The organism is Embleya sp. NBC_00896 (assembly GCF_045207785.1).
GTDB lineage: Bacteria > Actinomycetota > Actinomycetes > Streptomycetales > Streptomycetaceae > Embleya.
On sequence record NZ_CP108777.1, the window covers coordinates 1,472,505 to 1,488,201 of the forward strand.

General features: G+C 72.0%; 16 protein-coding genes and 1 pseudogene. 9 read left to right on the forward strand and 8 right to left on the reverse strand.

Features of this window, described 5'->3' with window-relative positions; all coding sequences use genetic code 11:
• Positions 1-134 precede the first annotated feature (134 nt).
• The 4 genes from OG928_RS39910 to OG928_RS39925 all read left to right on the forward strand — a co-directional run bounded on the left by OG928_RS39910 (position 135) and on the right by OG928_RS39925 (position 3,657).
• Positions 135-659: an SRPBCC family protein gene (locus tag OG928_RS39910; RefSeq protein WP_331766898.1), complete on the forward strand. Its 525-nt coding sequence runs from the start codon at positions 135-137 to the stop codon at positions 657-659.
• A gap of 285 nt (positions 660-944) precedes the next feature.
• Complete coding sequence (locus tag OG928_RS39915; RefSeq protein ID WP_331766899.1) at positions 945-1,439, forward strand: metallophosphoesterase; 495 nt, start codon at positions 945-947, stop codon at positions 1,437-1,439.
• A gap of 80 nt (positions 1,440-1,519) precedes the next feature.
• Positions 1,520-2,152, forward strand: a complete 633-nt coding sequence (locus OG928_RS39920; RefSeq protein ID WP_331766900.1) for a helix-turn-helix domain-containing protein — start codon at positions 1,520-1,522, stop codon at positions 2,150-2,152.
• Positions 2,149-3,657 (forward strand): MFS transporter, encoded by a 1,509-nt coding sequence (locus tag OG928_RS39925; protein ID WP_331766901.1) that lies wholly within the window; start codon positions 2,149-2,151, stop codon positions 3,655-3,657. The genes OG928_RS39920 and OG928_RS39925 overlap by 4 nt, the downstream gene beginning before the upstream one ends.
• A 203-nt stretch (positions 3,658-3,860) precedes the next feature.
• On the opposite strand, the gene OG928_RS39930 is transcribed toward OG928_RS39925, so the two are convergent.
• Positions 3,861-4,655 carry an alpha/beta hydrolase gene (locus OG928_RS39930; RefSeq protein WP_331766902.1) on the reverse strand — a complete coding sequence of 265 codons (795 nt, stop codon included), beginning with the start codon at positions 4,653-4,655 and terminating at the stop codon, positions 3,861-3,863.
• Positions 4,656-4,756: 101 nt separating this feature from the next.
• Between OG928_RS39930 and OG928_RS39935 the strand changes: the two genes are divergently transcribed.
• Positions 4,757-5,353 (forward strand): TetR/AcrR family transcriptional regulator, encoded by a 597-nt coding sequence (locus tag OG928_RS39935; protein WP_331766903.1) that lies wholly within the window; start codon positions 4,757-4,759, stop codon positions 5,351-5,353.
• Between the two features lie 44 nt (positions 5,354-5,397).
• On the opposite strand, the gene OG928_RS39940 is transcribed toward OG928_RS39935, so the two are convergent.
• On the reverse strand, positions 5,398-5,913 hold the full coding sequence (locus tag OG928_RS39940) for an AAA family ATPase (RefSeq protein ID WP_331766904.1): 516 nt from the start codon (positions 5,911-5,913) through the stop codon (positions 5,398-5,400).
• Between the two features lie 318 nt (positions 5,914-6,231).
• On the opposite strand from OG928_RS39940, the gene OG928_RS39945 reads away from it, so the two are divergent.
• Positions 6,232-6,600, forward strand: coding sequence for a DUF6355 family natural product biosynthesis protein (locus OG928_RS39945; RefSeq protein ID WP_331766905.1), 369 nt, complete (start codon positions 6,232-6,234; stop codon positions 6,598-6,600).
• 117 nt (positions 6,601-6,717) lie between these two features.
• On the opposite strand, the gene OG928_RS39950 is transcribed toward OG928_RS39945, so the two are convergent.
• The 3 genes from OG928_RS39950 to OG928_RS39960 form a co-directional block, all read right to left on the reverse strand.
• Entirely contained in the window at positions 6,718-7,692 is a 975-nt protein-coding gene (locus OG928_RS39950) for a DUF5937 family protein (protein WP_331766906.1), read from the reverse strand.
• 125 nt (positions 7,693-7,817) lie between these two features.
• Positions 7,818-8,243 (reverse strand): antibiotic biosynthesis monooxygenase, encoded by a 426-nt coding sequence (locus OG928_RS39955; protein ID WP_331766907.1) that lies wholly within the window; start codon positions 8,241-8,243, stop codon positions 7,818-7,820.
• 646 nt (positions 8,244-8,889) lie between these two features.
• Positions 8,890-9,252 carry a TetR family transcriptional regulator C-terminal domain-containing protein gene (locus OG928_RS39960; RefSeq protein WP_406291601.1) on the reverse strand — a complete coding sequence of 121 codons (363 nt, stop codon included), beginning with the start codon at positions 9,250-9,252 and terminating at the stop codon, positions 8,890-8,892.
• 315 nt (positions 9,253-9,567) lie between these two features.
• On the opposite strand from OG928_RS39960, the gene OG928_RS39965 reads away from it, so the two are divergent.
• The gene (locus OG928_RS39965) at positions 9,568-10,884 is read left to right on the forward strand and encodes an MFS transporter (RefSeq protein ID WP_331766910.1); all 1,317 of its coding nucleotides are present in this window, start codon (positions 9,568-9,570) and stop codon (positions 10,882-10,884) included.
• Position 10,885: 1 nt separating this feature from the next.
• Here the strand turns inward: OG928_RS39965 and OG928_RS39970 are convergent, their stop codons facing one another.
• Positions 10,886-12,274 (reverse strand): lipase/acyltransferase domain-containing protein, encoded by a 1,389-nt coding sequence (locus OG928_RS39970; RefSeq protein WP_331766911.1) that lies wholly within the window; start codon positions 12,272-12,274, stop codon positions 10,886-10,888.
• Positions 12,275-12,746: 472 nt separating this feature from the next.
• Between OG928_RS39970 and OG928_RS39975 the strand changes: the two genes are divergently transcribed.
• Together OG928_RS39975 and OG928_RS39980 are read left to right on the forward strand one after the other, a co-directional pair.
• On the forward strand, positions 12,747-13,919 hold the full coding sequence (locus OG928_RS39975) for an XdhC family protein (RefSeq protein ID WP_331766912.1): 1,173 nt from the start codon (positions 12,747-12,749) through the stop codon (positions 13,917-13,919).
• Positions 13,920-13,931: 12 nt separating this feature from the next.
• A complete protein-coding gene (locus OG928_RS39980; RefSeq protein ID WP_331766913.1) occupies positions 13,932-14,117 on the forward strand; it encodes a hypothetical protein in 186 nt (61 codons plus the stop codon).
• 179 nt (positions 14,118-14,296) lie between these two features.
• Here OG928_RS39980 and OG928_RS39985 read toward each other — a convergent pair.
• Positions 14,297-14,692, reverse strand: a pseudogene (locus OG928_RS39985) (dehydrogenase); the annotation flags it as partial.
• On the reverse strand, positions 14,689-15,369 hold the full coding sequence (locus OG928_RS39990) for a DUF2637 domain-containing protein (RefSeq protein ID WP_331766914.1): 681 nt from the start codon (positions 15,367-15,369) through the stop codon (positions 14,689-14,691). The pseudogene OG928_RS39985 and the gene OG928_RS39990, both read right to left, overlap by 4 nt.
• Between the last annotated feature and the right edge of the window lie 328 nt (positions 15,370-15,697).

Sequence of the window (15,697 nt, forward strand, 5' to 3'; positions counted from 1 at the left end):
GGCGGCCGGCTCATCTGCCCGGGCACGGCACCACGTCGAGACCGAGCACCGCCTGCTCTCGGCGCTCTCCGTCACGCGTCCGTCGGGGCGAAGGTCGCGAATGGAATGGGCCGCCGGCGGATAGCAGTAGCCGCATGGTTCTTCATACGCGTTCCGTGCAGGTCTCCTTGCCCACCGACCGGGTGTACCACCTGCTGTCCGACGCCGGCAGGCTCCCCGACTACTTCCCGCCGGTGACCGCCGTGCGAGCCACGGCGGGCGAGGCCGTGGTGGTGACCGCCGGCGAGGGGGCGGACTCGGTCGCGGCCGAGGTCGACCTCGATCGGGACGGACCCGGGACCCGGATCGAGTGGGCTGTGCGCGGCACGCCGTACACGGGCATCGTGATCGTTCAGGAGGGGCCAAGCGACATCGACAGCATCGTCACCGTGATCGTCGACGACGGCGACGAGCACCCGATGGACCACCCCGTCGAGCACGAGCGCAGCCACGACTGGGCGCGGTTCGGCGGCCCGAAGGGACACGATTCGCTGTCGGTGGACGCGCTCACCCGGGACCGCCACGACGGCGACGACACCGGCGTGAACGTGGGGGCGGTGCTGGAACGCGCGCTCGACCACCTCCGGGACTACATCGAGACCGGCCGCCGGCAGTCCTGACGCCGCGGTCGCCACCCCGGGGCGGCCTCGCCGAGCCGCGCGCACCCCGACCAGGTCGGCCCACGCCATCCACTGCTCGGGGTGCGCCTGCACCCGGGCCGCACGGCCACGCGATGAGGGAGCAGCGCGCCGGGCGCCGCCGGCGCGCTGCGCCTGTCCGAGGACGAGCCGGCCGCCTTGGACTCCCTCCACCGGGGCGGTGCGTGAGTCCGAACCCGAACCCGAACCCGAACCCGAGTGCGTGGTTTCGGGGTTGGGCGTCGACCGGCTCGTACTGTGGTGAGCATGCGAATTCTTCTGACGGCCGATACACACGTGCCGGCGCGGGCCAGGGCGGTTCCCGAGCGGTTGTTGGACGAGATGGCGGCTGTCGACGTGGTCGTCCACGCCGGGGACTGGGTCGATGTCGCGGCGCTCGATCTGTTCGAGGAGCGGGCGCGGCGGGTGGTGGGGGTGTACGGGAACAACGACGGGGCGGACCTGCGGGAGCGGTTGCCGGAGGTGGCCCGGGTCGAGTTGGGCGGGGTGCGGTTTGCCGTCGTGCACGAGATCGGGCCCGCGGAGGGGCGCGAACGACGGTGCGCGGCGCGGTTTCCCGACGTGGACGTGTTGGTGTTCGGGCACAGCCATATTCCGTGGGACACCGTTGCCGACACGGGGCTGCGGTTGCTGAATCCGGGGTCGCCCACCGATCGTCGTCGGCAGCCTCGGCACACGTACATGACGCTGACGGCCGCGGACGGCGCGATCTCGGATGTGGTGTTGCACGACCTCATGTGACGGAGGCCGGTATGTGACGGCGGCCGGTACCGCTGCGATTCCCATTGACGGAGTGAGTACTCACTCCGTACGGTTCTCGTATGACGGACACCTCTTCCACGCCGCCCCGGCGCCGCGCGCCCGCCATGGACTCCGATCAGCGTCGGGCCATGATCGTCGCCGCGGCCCTTCCGCTCGTCGTCGAATACGGCGCCGCCGTGACCACGGCCAAGATCGCTCGCGCCGCCGGGATCGGCGAAGGCACGATCTTTCGGGTCTTCGCCGACAAGGACGCCCTGCTCGCGGCCGTCATGGCCGAGGCGTTGCGTCCCGACGACGCCGTCGTCCACCTGAAGGCGATCGCGCTGGACCAGCCGCTCGCGGACCGGCTCACCGAGGCCGCCGAAGTGATGCGCGGCTATCTGACCCGAATGGGCACCATCATCGGGGCCCTGGCCGCGACCGGCGGGATGGACCGCTCGTCGCACCTCAAGCCCGGCAAGGACGGACTCCCGAACCGCGAGACGGGACTCGCCGCGCCGCGAGCGGCCCTGGCCGCCCTGTTCGAGCCCGATCGCGACGACCTGCGGCTTTCCCCCGAACGGCTCGCGGACGCCTTCCAGTTGCAGCTGATGGCCGCCGGCCGCCTGGGCGCCTCGGAGCCGCCGACCCCCGAGGAACTGGTGGAGCTCTTCCTGTTCGGCGCGTTCACCGGATCCAGGGAGGTCCGGTGACCGCATCCGGCCCGTACGACGAACTCGGGCTCCGGCAACGGAGGTTGGTGACCTCGGCGCTGCTGGGCTGCGCCTTCCTGGCGGTGCTGGACGGCACCGTGGTCGGCACCGCCCTGCCCCGCATCGTCGAGCAGATCGACGGCACCGACTCCTGGTACGTCTGGCTCGTCACCGCGTACCTGCTGACCTCCTCGGTCAGCGTGCCGGTCTACGGCCGCTTCTCCGACCTGTACGGGCGGCGCCGGCTGCTGCTCGGCGGGCTCGTCGTGTTCCTGATCGGCTCGCTCGCCTGCGGCCTGGCCGGCTCGATGGCGGTACTGATCGCCTCGCGCGCCGTGCAGGGGCTGGGCGCCGGCGCACTGCTCACGCTCGGCATGGCCCTGATCCGCGACCTCCACCCACCCTCGCGTACGGAGGGGCTGATCCGCATGCAGACCGTGCTGGCCGCCATGCTGGTGCTCGGCATGGTCGGCGGCCCGATCGTCGGCGGCCTGCTCGCCGACCACGCCGGTTGGCGATGGGCGTTCCTGCTCAACCTCCCCATCGGCCTGGCCGCCGCGGTCGTACTCGCCCGCCTGCTCCCGGAGCGACGTCCACCCGCGGCACCGTCCGGACGCCTCGACGTGGCCGGGATCCTGCTGCTCGCCGGCGGGCTCTCCCTGGCCCTGACCGGCCTCAGCCTCAAGGGCAACGCCGCCGCCGGTCACCCGCTGCCCTGGACCGATCCCGCCATCGCGGGCTGCCTGCTCGGCGGCCTCGCCCTGCTCGCCCTGCTCGTCCCCGTCGAGCGGCGCGCGACCATCCCCGTCCTGCCGCTGCGCCTGTTCCGCCATCGCACCTACAGCGCCCTGCTGACCGCCGGGTTCTTCTTCCAGGTCGCCGCGCTACCGGTCGGAGTGTTCCTGCCGCTGTACTTCCAGTACGCCCGCGGCCATTCGGCCACCGTGTCCGGCCTGTTGCTGCTTCCGCTCCTGATCGGCATGACCGTGGGCAACCGGCTCACCGCCGCCGCCATCCTGCGCAGCGGAAACGCCAAACCCGCGCTCGTGACCGGCGCCGGGCTGGTCACCGTCGGCACCGCCGCCTTCTTCGCCCTGGACGCCGGCACGCCGCCGGCGTTGACCTGCGTGTGGCTGCTCCTCGTCGGCCTCGGCACCGGACCGGCGATGGGTGGGATCACCATCGCCACCCAGAACTGCGTCCCGCCCGCCGACATGGGCGCGGCGACAGCCGGTTCCGCGCTCACCAAGCAGATCGGCGGCGCCTTCGGCCTCGCCTGCGCCCAGTCCCTGATGAGTCACCCCGGCTCGGCCACGCCCACGGCCTCGGCGATCGGATCCGCCGTCGCCTGGAGCGGCGCGGTCGCCGGGCTGCTCGCGCTCGCGGCGCTCCTCGTCGTACGCGACAACCCCATTCCCGCGGGCGGAGTCCGCGGTGGGGTCCCCGCGCGTCGGTCCACCACGGCCGCAGCCCCGGCCTCGACGACCGACGGACCCACCCCGTGACGCGGGCCGGCCGCGCACCGCTGTAGGGATCCGGGGCGATCCGGGGGTGCCCCTGTGTGTTTGGGCAAGGTGGTCAGGTCGGTGTCGGGCGTGAGCCCACCTGGCACTACCCGACCCCACCGGCGGCCGTCGGCAGTCGTACCTCGGCGGCGGCTCTGATCTCGGGCTCCTCCATCGGGTCGTCCCGCAGCACGGCGAGCCGTTTATCGCCCGACCTCGGTGAGGAAGGTGGTGATGGCGGTGAGCCATTCCTCGGGGCGTTCGGCGAAGGGCAGGTGGCCTGCGGGGAGTTCGATCAGTCGTGCGTTGGGCAGGCCGGCGGCGACGGCCCGGTGCAGGGCGGGGGCGACGAGGTTGTCGCCGGTTGTCGAAACGACCAGGGCGGGGACGGTGATCGCGGCCAAGTCGGCGCGGACGTCGGTGCGTTCGACCAGGTCGGTGTGCTCGGGGGTGCCGGCGGGAGCGCTCTCGGCGGTCATCGCCAGGACGGCGGTCAGGGTGTCGGGGGAGAGGGCGTCGAACGCCGCCGGGCTCAGCGCCGTCGGGACCAGGAACGCGGCGAGCGCGGCGTGGTCGCCGGACTCGTACAGCCCGCGCCAGACCCGCGACGCCAAGGTCAGCCGCGCGTCGGGGTGGGCGAACGCCGCGGTCAGCACCAGGGCCGTGACGCGCTCGGGGTGTCGGGTCGCGGCGCGGATCGCCACCGCGCCGCCGAGCGAGTAGCCGGCCACCGCGAAGGTGTCCAGGCCCTCGGCGTCGCCCGCCGCGACGAGCTGGTCGGCGAGGTCGTCCAGGGACAGCGGACCGGCCGAGCGCGGTGTGTCGCCCGTGCCCGGATAGTCGACGCCGACGACGGTGTGGCCGGCGGCGAGGCCGTCCAGGATCGGGCCGTAGTTGCCGGCGACGCTGCCGCCGGAGCCGTGCGCGACCAGGAGGCCCGGGCCCGAGCCGCGGACGGTGCGGGCGAAGGTCGGCGTGGGCAGGGTGCGAGTGGGCATGTGGGACTCCCCGAACGAAATAATTGTGTAGCGATCGCTACTAATTTCACCGTAGCAGATTCCGTGACAGGTTCAGTAGCGAGCGCTATACAATGGTTCGCATGCCCAAGACCGCAGGTCGCCCGCGCGGATTCGACCGCGAAGCCGCACTCGATCGCGCGGTCACCGAGTTCTGGCTGCACGGGTACGAGGCCACCTCGGTGGCCGGGCTCACCGCCGCGATGGGGATCAAGCCGCCCAGCCTGTACGCGGCCTTCGGTGACAAGCGGGCGCTGTTCAGCGAGGCGATCCAGCGGTACGGCGTCACCTTCGGCGCGGTGAGCGGGCAGGTGCTCGCCGAGGAGCCCGACGCGCGCGTCGCCGTGGAGCGACTGCTGTACGCGATCGCCGACGCGTACACGGATCCGGCCCATCCGCCGGGCTGCATGGTGATCACCGCGGCGGTCAACTGCACGTCGGGGGCCGAGGACGTCAAGGCCGAACTCCGCGCGATCCGCGAGGCGTCCACGAAGGCGATCCGGGACAAGATCGCCACCGGCGTCGACGCGGGCCGGCTGCCCGCGGATACGGACGTCGACGCGCTCGCCACGTACTACGCGGCGATCGTCCAGGGCATGTCCACCCAGGCGTGCGACGGCGTCGGCCGCGAGGGCCTGGAGGGTATCGCCGCGTTGGCGATGCGCGCCTGGCCGGAGTGAGCGGGCCGGGTCGTCCTCGGGCCACTCGGGCCCGCGCGGGCCACTCAGGCCACTCGGCCCGCGATCAGTCGGGCCACGTGTGCGGGCGTGGTCTCGGTCGTGTCGATGACCTCGGCCTCCCGGGCGTGCCACGGCCGGGCGGCCGCGTAGGCGTCCAGGTGGGCGAGGCGCCACGTCCGCGCGCCGGCCTCCACGTCGTCCGCCTCGATCCGTCGGGCGAGCGTGTTCCGTTCCGCGTGCAGCACGAAGTGCCGTACCGGGATGCCGGCTTGCTCGAAACCGGTGCGGAGCTCGGCCCAATATCGCTCGACCAGGACCGACTGCGGCACGACGAGCACCCCGCCGACGTAGTCGAGCACCTGTGCGGCGGTCTGTACGACCAACGCGCGCCAGGGCGGCCAGTCCTGAAAGTCGGTGACCGGAACGGAATCCAGCACGTGCCGCAGCATGTAGCCGACGTACTCGGAGTCGAAGACCCGCGACTGCGGCACGAGCGCGACGAGTTCCTTCGAGACGCTCGTCTTGCCGGCGCCGAACGCCCCGTTCAACCAGATGATCACGCCATCGAGCCTATCCCGCCGGGTGCGGGTATCGATGGTGATGGATCGTCATGAACCGTTCGGGCAGGCGTCGTTCGCCAACGGGGAGGCCCAGGCGGGCGAATCCGTACCCCGAATGGCCTAGTTCGTGGTGAGGAGCGCGCGCACGGTCGAGGGAGGAGCGCCGGTCGTCGACTGAAGAGTTGTCTGTACGCGATATCTCGGCGGCGCGGATGACGAGCGGACTGTGTTCAAACGTCAACATTGAGTCATCGGACGGGGCGGCAAGGCGCCGCCGGCACACAACCGTTCGGAACCCGACTCGAGGAGAGATCGCGCATGAACACCACCGGCACCCACACCAACACCACCGGTACCGACTCCACGGGCGCCGACGCCACCGCCACCGTGACCCGCCGTCGGCGGTTCCGTTCCGCCGCCGTGCTGACCGCGGTCGCGCTGGCCGCCTCGGTCGCCGGCGTCGTCGGCACGGCCGGCTCCGCGTCGGCCCAGGAGCAGGCGTGCGGATACTACGAGCACGGCGACACCGGCTACTTCGCCAACTGCGGCGGCGAGGACGTCACCATCGAGATCGACGACTGGGGCCCCAACTCGTACGCCTGCGTCAAGGCGCACGAGACCAAGAACATCGGCAGCGCCTGGGACATCGACGACGCCTGGGTCATCCACAACGGCTGCAATCCCTGACCCCTCCCAACTCTCCGACCCCTGTACCCATCCCTCTGCGAAGCGCCCGGTCCCGCCGGGCGCTTCGCGCCGTTTCCGGTCCGTGGTCGGCGGATGGGCGGGCGTTGGACGGCGGCGTCAGGGGGAGTCGGTCGCCGTCAGGAGGATCTCGGCCGCCTGGGTGCGGGCGTACAGGACCACCCGGCCGGTGCGGTGGGCGGTGAGCAGGCCGGCCGCGCGGAGCGCGGTGAGGTGTTGCGAGATGCCGCCGGGGGTGAGTCCGATGCGGCGGGCCAGGTCGGTGGTGGAGGCGGGGGCGGTCAGTTCGGCGATGAGGGTGGCGCGGGTGCGGCCCAGGACACCCGCGAGCGCGTCGGGGGGTGCCACGTGCGAGGGGGCCGACCACAGGTTCCCGATGCCGCGCGGTGGATAGCGGAACGTGGACTGCCAGCGGCCGTCGAGGACGGAGAACACCCGCGGCCAGACGAAGGCCGACGGCACGAGGAGCAGACCGCGACCGTCGAGGGTGCGGCGGCCGCGGACGAAGCTGTGCTCCAGTTGGAGCGTGCCCGCGTCCCACGCGACCTGCGGGTCCAGGTCGTTGAAAAGGCTCCGGGCACCGCCCTCGACCAGCCGGCGGGCACGGTACAGGATGTCGCCCTCGAGGAAGGTGAGGATCCGGGGCCAGTACGGCGCGAGGGCCAAATCCCAGTACGCCTCGATGGTTTCCGACAGCCGGCCCAACTCGCCCTCGGGGTCGTCGAGCAGCGCCGCCAGCCGGGCCGGGGCGATCTCCGAGGTCGTTTGCAGGAGTTCGGCGGGGGTCGCGCGCATGGTCGCGAGTTCGACGGTGAGCGAGGCCAGCGGCGTGGTCGGCGGCGGGCACAGGAACCCGGCGATGCCTCGGGTCGGTACCGGGATCAGATCGGTGAGCGGGGTCAGGTCGACCTTCGCGGCGGCCAGGCGCTCGGTCACCTGATCGGTCCAGACGCGGTGTATCCCCAACTCGTCGGCGCCCTTGAGGACCCGAACGCTCGCGATGACCTCCCACAGCGGAGAGATCGCGAAGCGCGTCCGGGCGACGTCCTCGGTCGTGAACTCGATCTCGATCATCGAGTCGAGGCTAAATCATCGGGTCGGGGATCCCGCGTTCCGCATCGCGGGGCCGCCACGGGGAACGCGTCGCCCGCGCCCCGCGACCGGGCATCCCTGTGCCGGGCGTGGCACCAGGATGTGGATCAGGCCGAGGCGTCCCCGTTCCCGGCGGCATCGGTCCGCGCCTTCTCCGCGATCCGCCGCTTGGCGTCGTCCCACGTGATCGGCAGGTCCTCCACCACCACGTTCCAATAGGTGAAGGTCGAGGTCTTCATGGTGGGGCGCAGGATCTTCATGATCGTGCGGTGCGGTTCGGTCTTGACGTACTTCTGGAGGGCCTCGCGGCTCTCCCACGCGGACAGCGTGAAGAAGACGCCCTTGATCGGCTGCGCGATCAACGACGCGCCCAACGCGCCCGGCGCGGATCGCACCTGGCGCCATGCCGAGAGGGACTTCAGGAAGAAGCGGGGGACGTCCTTGCCGGACCGGACCTCGAAACGAGAGGCCATGATCAGGGCCTCGGTGCCGGGTGAGGCCGGATTCGGGACGGTCCAGGGAAGAGTGGGCATGTGAGCTCGCCTTCGTATTCATCCGGGTGTGACATCAGGCGGGCCGAGGGCCGACGGCGTTGCCGTCCGCGTCCGTTGGGGCTGCGGCAGGCTTTCCCCACCGACGTCGGCGGCCTGTTGTCGCGCTTCCGGGCCGGCTTCGAGGCGCGCCTTCGAGGGTGCTCTCGATGTCCCGGCCCGGCGCTGGTGGCCGAGCGGGCCCGCTCGGCCTCCGGCGTGGCCGTTCGGATCCGGACCGACGTTCCGGCCGTCGATCTTGAGCCGACATAGTAGGGCCGATCCGGAAGGCGGTCGATCCCCGGGAGCTCGGTGGCGCGGGATCTTGGGGCATCCGGGCCATTCGGGCCCTCGGCGGGACGAACGCCCCGATCCCGGCGAGGATGGCGTGCCCCCGATGGCGAATCGGCGCTGATCGGCCGGGACTTCGCGACCGACGTCCCGCGGCACCGTGTCGCTACGGCACCCTCGGCGCGGGGATCCGTCAGGCGCCGGGCGTGAGGAACCCGTCGACCACGCGGCGGACCTTGTTCACGACGCCGGCGTCGCCCAGGCGCAACGCGGTGTTCGCGGCGGTGAGGACCGCGTCGATCTGGAAGGCGGCGAGGTCGACGTCCGGGTCGGCGATCTCACCGGCGTCGACGGCCTGTCACAGCTCGTCGGCGATGAGCGCGAGCCAGCCCCGGTGGTGGCGGAACAGCGCGTCATGCACCTGCCCCGGTCGGCTGTCGAAGTCGGCGAGGTTCGCCGCCCAGAAGCAGCCGCCCGTGAACAGCGGTGTCTCGGCGTAGGAGATCCAATGTTCCGTCAGCGCGCGCAGCCGGACGCCGCCGCGGGGTTCGGCCGACGCGGGGCGCACGACCGCGTCGAGGAACGCCTCGTGGGCCGACGCGACGGCGGCGATCTGCAACTTCTCCTTCGTCCCGAAGAGCGTCGCGATGCCGCTCTTGCTGAGCCCGAGGTCGGTGGCCGGCCTGCCGATGCTGAGGCCGCCGAGACCCTCCATCGTCATCGTCGCGGGGCCGGCGATGCGGGCCGACCTCGGTACATCCGACGGCGAACTGCACTCGTCGGCGGCGTGTTGGTCGGCGTCGACCTGTCATTCCTCGATCTTCACCCTCCTCACCGCAGCCGTGACAACCGCCCTGGTCTACCTCCTCCCCCAAACCCGACCCACCCTCACCATCCCGAAACCATGAGGCCCCGGCCCCGACTCCCGGCCCCGCCACCGCGCACCTGACCGCCCCCTTCCACCTGCGGGGTGGGGAGGATTTAGGTGTGGGTAAATGATTGGGGTGGGGGTGGGGAGTGGCGGCAGGGTGCGGGGATGAGTTCTCTGCACTCCCCCTGGCGGGTTCGGGATTTTCGTGCACTGTTTGCTGCGACTGCGCTCAGTGACCTGGGTACCAATATCGGCTACGTCGCGATTCCGTTGATCGCGCTCGAGGCGCTTGACGCGAGTCCCGGTCAGGTGGGGGCGCTTGCCGCGCTTGGCACGGTCGCGTTCCTGTTGATCGGGCTTCCGGCGGGGGCCTGGGTGGATCGGATGCGGCGGCGGCGTGTGTTGATCGTCGCCGACCTGGTTCGGGCCGCGTTGATCGTCTCGATCCCCGTCGCGTGGTGGTTGGACGTGTTGACGCTGCCTCAGCTGTATGCCGTGGTGCTGCTCAATGGGTGCGCGACGGTGTTCTTCGATGTGGGGTCGCAGAGCTTTCTGCCCCAATTGGTCGGTCGTGACGCCCTGCTGCCGGCCAATTCCGTCATGGTCAGCCTGATGGCGACGACCAACATCGCCGGCCGCGGCGCCGGCGGGTTCCTGATCCAACTCGTCGCGGCCCCCGCCGCGCTCGTCTGCACCGCCGTCGGCTACCTGGCGTCGGGGCTCGGCCTGACCCGCATCCGCGCCCACGGCGGATCGGCCACGCCGGCCGTCCCCGCCGCCCCCGCCGTCCCGGTCGCCCCCGAGCGCCGGCTGCGCGCCGAGATCGGCGAGGGCCTCCGCCACGTCACGCACAGCCGCGAGCTGCGCGCGCTCGCGCTCACCGCGGCCTGCATGAACCTGGGCTCGCAGCTCGTCAACACCATGATCCCCGTGGTCATCGTGCGTGAACTCGATCTGTCCGAAGGCACCTTGGGGCTCTACTTCGCGGTCGGCGGACTCGGCATCCTGGCCGGTGCCCGCTCCGCCCGGCCGCTCGCGCGCCGGCTCGGCATCGGTCGCACGTTCGGTCTGCTCGGGCCGTGCCTGGCACCCGCCGCGCTGCTCATCCCGCTGCTGGACCGCGGCCCGTGGCTGTGGGTGGCCGGCGTCGGCTGGTTCCTGGCCACCGCCAAGGTGGGCACGGACAACGTGCTGGCCGTGAGCCTGCGCCAACGGCTGACCCCGGACGCGCTGCTCGGCCGGATGAACGCCACCTTCCGCTTCGTGCTCACCGGCGCGTCGGCGGTCGGCGCGGTGCTCGCCGCCCTGATCGGGCAGTTCGTGGGCGTACACGCGTCGATCTGGGCGGGCGCGGTCTGCATGACGATCGCGTTCCTGCCGGTGTTCTGCTCGCCGATCCGCAAGCTGCGTGAGCTGCCCGACCCGCTGCCGATTCAGGTGGTCGCGGTCGGCAAGACCGGGCGGGCCACGGCGGACTCGTGAGTCAAGCGTGCTCGCTTTCGTCGGGTTCGGCGCTCGGGTCGGTGGCCAGGACCAGCTGGGTGACGGGGGATTGCGCGCCGACCCTTGCCACCACCCGGAACAGCCCTTCCATCGGCAGGATCTGGCGGATCATCAGGCGCCCCTCCCGGCGCACCGGCCGCGCCCTGGGCAGGGTCGCGCCGGTGGTCACGTCGACCACGCGGACATCCACCGCCGCCGGGTCGGGCACGCCCTCGACGGCGATGTCGAGGGAGGTTCCGGCCGGCACGCTGTCCGGCATCTCCAGGGCCAACGGGGTGACCGCCCCACTCGGTTCGGGCCCGAGCTCCTCGTGGCCCAGGACCGCGCACACGTGCGCGATCGCCTCGCGTGTGATCGGCAACGCGCCGTGCGTCTGGACGAACGCGAACGGTTTGGCCGCGGCCGGAAAGGCGGCCTCGCGGTACACGGTCTCGTCGCCGCGCCGGTCGACCCGCTCCACGCACCCGGCCCGGTCGACTCGGCAGGTCACGAACCGCGGGTCGGCCACGCCGTCGCGCAACACCAGCGACTGCGCGGTCGGCTGCTCGACCCCGATCAGCGGCCACAGCGTCGCCCATGAGCCGTCCTCGCCCATGAGCCGCTCCCGGCGCGCGAACGCGTCGCCCGCCAACTGCCCGTCCCCGCCCAGGCCCGCGATGTCGCCGGCGGTCAACCGGCGGACCGACGTCCCCTCGTCCACGCAGTCGTACGACGGCAGCAGGTCGTGCAGCCCCGGCAGGCTCCCGGCCAGTCGGCGCAGCCTGCGGTGCGGGAGGGAAAGGGACGTACCGCTGTCGCCTCCGAGCAGGTCCACCGCCTTGACCGAGCCGAAGAACGGTGTACCGAGGGTCACCAGAGCGCGCAACTCGCCCGCGCCACCCAGGACTTCGGTGAAGTAGCGGGCGACCAGGCCGCCCGTCGAATGCGCGACCAGGACCAGGCGCGCGTCCGGCCCGGCCAGCGGGTGCGTCCGCCATCGGCGCAGGTGCTCGTACGCGGCGATGGCCAGCCGGCCCGCGTTGTACTCGACGGACAACCGCCAGTCGTAAGGGAATTCGAGCACAGCGGTGGGATCGGCGGCGGCCTGCCGGACGGCCGCGACGAGCGCGGTGTACGGCTCGAAGCCGCGCAGCACCGGCGCCCACGCGGGAGCCCGGAGCAGCCGCGTGGCCCGGACTCGCCCCACCCGGCCGGCCCGCTCGTCGTCGGTCACCGCCAGGCCCCCGAGCGAGTCGCCGGTGGTCCACGCCCTGGCGTACCACCCGGCGTCCGCGAGCCCCCACAGCGTCCGCCCCGAGGACACCTCCACCAGCTCGCTGCCCATGATTCCGGGCAACACGATCACCGCGTCGTTCACAGCAGCCCCCATGCTCGTATTCGTCGCCGATACCGTGCCGTCATAGGCAGTGCCGGTCGGGTACGCGCGCCAACTCCTCCTCGGGTCCCACCCCGCGCCCATCCTGGTTGGCGATACGCCACGTGCGCAGCTGAATCCGGCACTCCGGATCCGAGGGCGCCACTGGTTGCCCTGATCGAGCCGGACGCTGTGGGCACGAAGGTCTCGCTCGACACCGACCTGGTCATCCGCGGCAAGGTCGCGCAGTTCTGACGCGGCGTGATCGGCGACGTCTCACAGCGACTGATGGACCGGTTCGCCCGCAACGTGGAGGAGCTGATGCGGGGGCAGACACCGCCGCCCGCCCCCGCCCCCGGGGCCACGCCGAGTGCCGCCGAGCCGGTCGCCGCTCCGGGCGACGCCGCGGGCGGTGGGATCGGTTCGTGCACAGGGATCGATCCCACCGGCCTTCGGGTATATCCCAACAGAACGAGGGAGTCGCACCATGCGGGACATCGCCCCGGAATTGGCGGTGTGGCAGCACGAGGGTCGGGACTACGCGCTCGCCACAGTCGTCGCCGTGACCGGCAGTGCGCCTCGGGGTGTGGGTGCCGCGCTGGCCGTGGCCGGTGACGGCACGGTGCTCGGCAGCGTGTCCGGGGGTTGTGTCGAGGGCGAGGTGTACGAGCTGTGCCGCGAGGCACTGCGCACCGGCGAACCCGTCCTGCGTTCGTTCGACCACGACGAGGAGGACCCGTTCGCGCCCGGGCTGTCCTGCGGCGGGTCGATCGAGGTCTTCGTCCAGCCGGTCCGGCTCGGACACGAGGTCGTGCATCGGCTCGCGGTGGAGGCCATCTGCGCGGGTGCGCCCGTCGCGGTGGTGCGCGTGGTGGACGGCCCGACCCGGCTCACCGGGCGCACCGTCCTGGTCGGCGACGGATGGCACACCGGCGCGTTCGGTGACGACCTCCTCGACCGCCGGATCCTGGGCCGGGCCCGCGGCTTGCTCGAACAGGGCCGCACCGACATCGTCCGCACGCACACCGCGGGCGACCCCGAGCGAACCTGCGGCGATCCGGTGGTCGTGCACGTCGAGTCGTACGTGCCGCCGCCGCGCATGTTGGTGTTCGGCGCCGTCGACTTCGCCGCCGCGGTGGCCCGGATCGGCGCGTACCTGGGCTACCACGTGACGGTCTGTGACGCACGGGCCACGTTCGCGACGCCGCAGCGCTTTCCGGCGGCGGACGAGGTGGTCGTGGACCGGCCCGACCGCTACCTCGCCGAGACCGCGGTGGACTCCCGCACCGTCGTGTGCGTGCTCACCCACGACGTGAAGTTCGACATTCCGCTCCTGGCCGTCGCGCTGCGGCTGCCGGTGGCGTACGTCGGCGCCATGGGTTCGCGGCGCACCCATCGCGACCGGCTGCGTCGACTCGTCGAGGCGGGCCTCGGCTCGGCCGAGCTTGCTCGCCTGCACTCGCCGATCGGCCTGGACCTGGGCGCGGAGACGCCGGAGGAGACGGCGGTCGCGGTGGCTGCCGAGATCATCGCCGCCCGGCGCGGTCGGCCGGGCACGCCGCTGACTGCCACCGCCGGGCCCATCCACGGCGCCGACGCCGAGCCTCGACCGGCTGAGCGTCCGGTTGCGAGCGAATCGGGTCTGCCGTCGTCGCGCTGACGCGGATCGGTGATGGCGGCGGTGGCGGCCTGCTTTGGCCTCAAACGCCGGCCGGGCTGGATCGACCCGACCTTCGGCGAGGCGGCCGCCGGCACGACCGAACCGCGGGCGGTGCTCGCGGAGACCCTCGCGGTCGGCGAGTACATGCACGCCGTACGCGCCCTGCACTTCGACGCGTTCGCGCCGCCCGAGACCTGACGACCGCCGCGTTGAGGAGACAGGTATGCCGATCCAGCGGGGTGCGAACGCTGTTCCTCGGCCACTTCGTCCGGTTCGTGCCTGGCGCCGGGGCCGATAGGGCCGATAGGGCCGACGACCGTGACCTGCGCGGCGTGCACGCCGTCGTCGGCGAGTGTGTCGTGGAGCATGCGCGTGTAGGCCGACTCGGCCGCGTAGGCGATTCCCGACACCGCGCGGTCGCGGTGCGGTTCGACGGCGGCGCCGCCGGTGGTGAACAGCAAGGTGCCGTATCCCTGGTGGCGCATGTCCGGCACCACCGCGTGGACAACCGCCGCCGCAGCCACGAGGCTCAGTGCCGGCGCGCTCTCGATGTCCGACGGTGCGGTATCGAGGACGGGCTTGATCCACCCGAGATTCGGCCGTGGGCTGAACAGCGCCACCTCGATCGGACCGAGCCGCTCGCGCAGTGCGCCGAGTGCCACGGTGAGTGCTTTCTCGTCGGTGACGTCCGCGGATTCGGTTGCCGTGGTGATGCCCTCGGAAATCAAGCCGGCAGCGACCTTGTCCAGGTTTCCGGCGCTGCGCGCGATCATGGCGGAGGCTGAATCGGGTTCGTCGTCGTGTGTGGGAGTGGTTCGGGTCGTGCGAGTTGTCGGGTGAATAGGTGGAAGCACAGGAGCGCGGCGAGTGGGGGGATGGCGGCGATGGCCAGTGTGGATGGCGTGTGAGGGGTTGGTTGGGTGCACGAGGCGGTGCCGATGGTCGCGCAGGAGGCCATGATGATCCATGAGTTCGGCGCCTGGCGGCGGCGTCGGGCGGCGTACAGGATCACCGATGCGGCGGCCGACCACGATGCGTACACCAGCGCCGGCCACGCGTACTCCAGGCCGTCGGGTACGCCGTCGTAGGCGACGTAGCGCAGGGGATCACAGGCCAGGATCCCGCCGAACACGCTCGCCATCGCGCCGAACAGGGCGGTGAGCGCGCCGAGGGTCGGGTCGAGGCGGTGCGACCGCGAGGCGGCGTCGGGGGTCGGGTGGTCGCGGCGGCGGTGGCTGCCGGGTGGGCGGATCGGGGGTGGGGCGACCTCGACGCCCGGCGGCCGGGGTGGCGGGGCGGCGGTCGGCAGTACCGTCGGGATTTCGAGGGTGTCGGCGTCGGGGGCCCATTCGACGGCCTGCTCGTCGGGGACCGCCGCGAGGACGCCGAGGTGTCGGGCCGCGTGGTCGGCCGACGGCGCCGCGACGAATACCGCGGAGGGGTCAGGCATGGCCGTTCCCGGCCGGCCGGGCACCGGAGGAACCTCCCGCGCGGCGGAGGACCTTGGCGGGGAGGGAGGTCGCGTTGGTCATACCTCCACAACGAGGGCCGGCGACGAACGGGTGCGCGGCAGACGAGTGGTGTATATACGACGTTTTGTGTGTTGTGCGTTGTTCATTCCTTTTTTGGGCTCTATGGGGTTCCCGGAAAGGCCGCCGCAGGTCGCCGCATGCCGCTTCGGGTCGCTGCGGGCCGTCGCGGGCGTCGCGGCCTCTTGTTTTCCGCGTCCCCCTTCGCCACGCTGCCACGGCGCTCCATAGCGGCTCCACCCGGCTCGA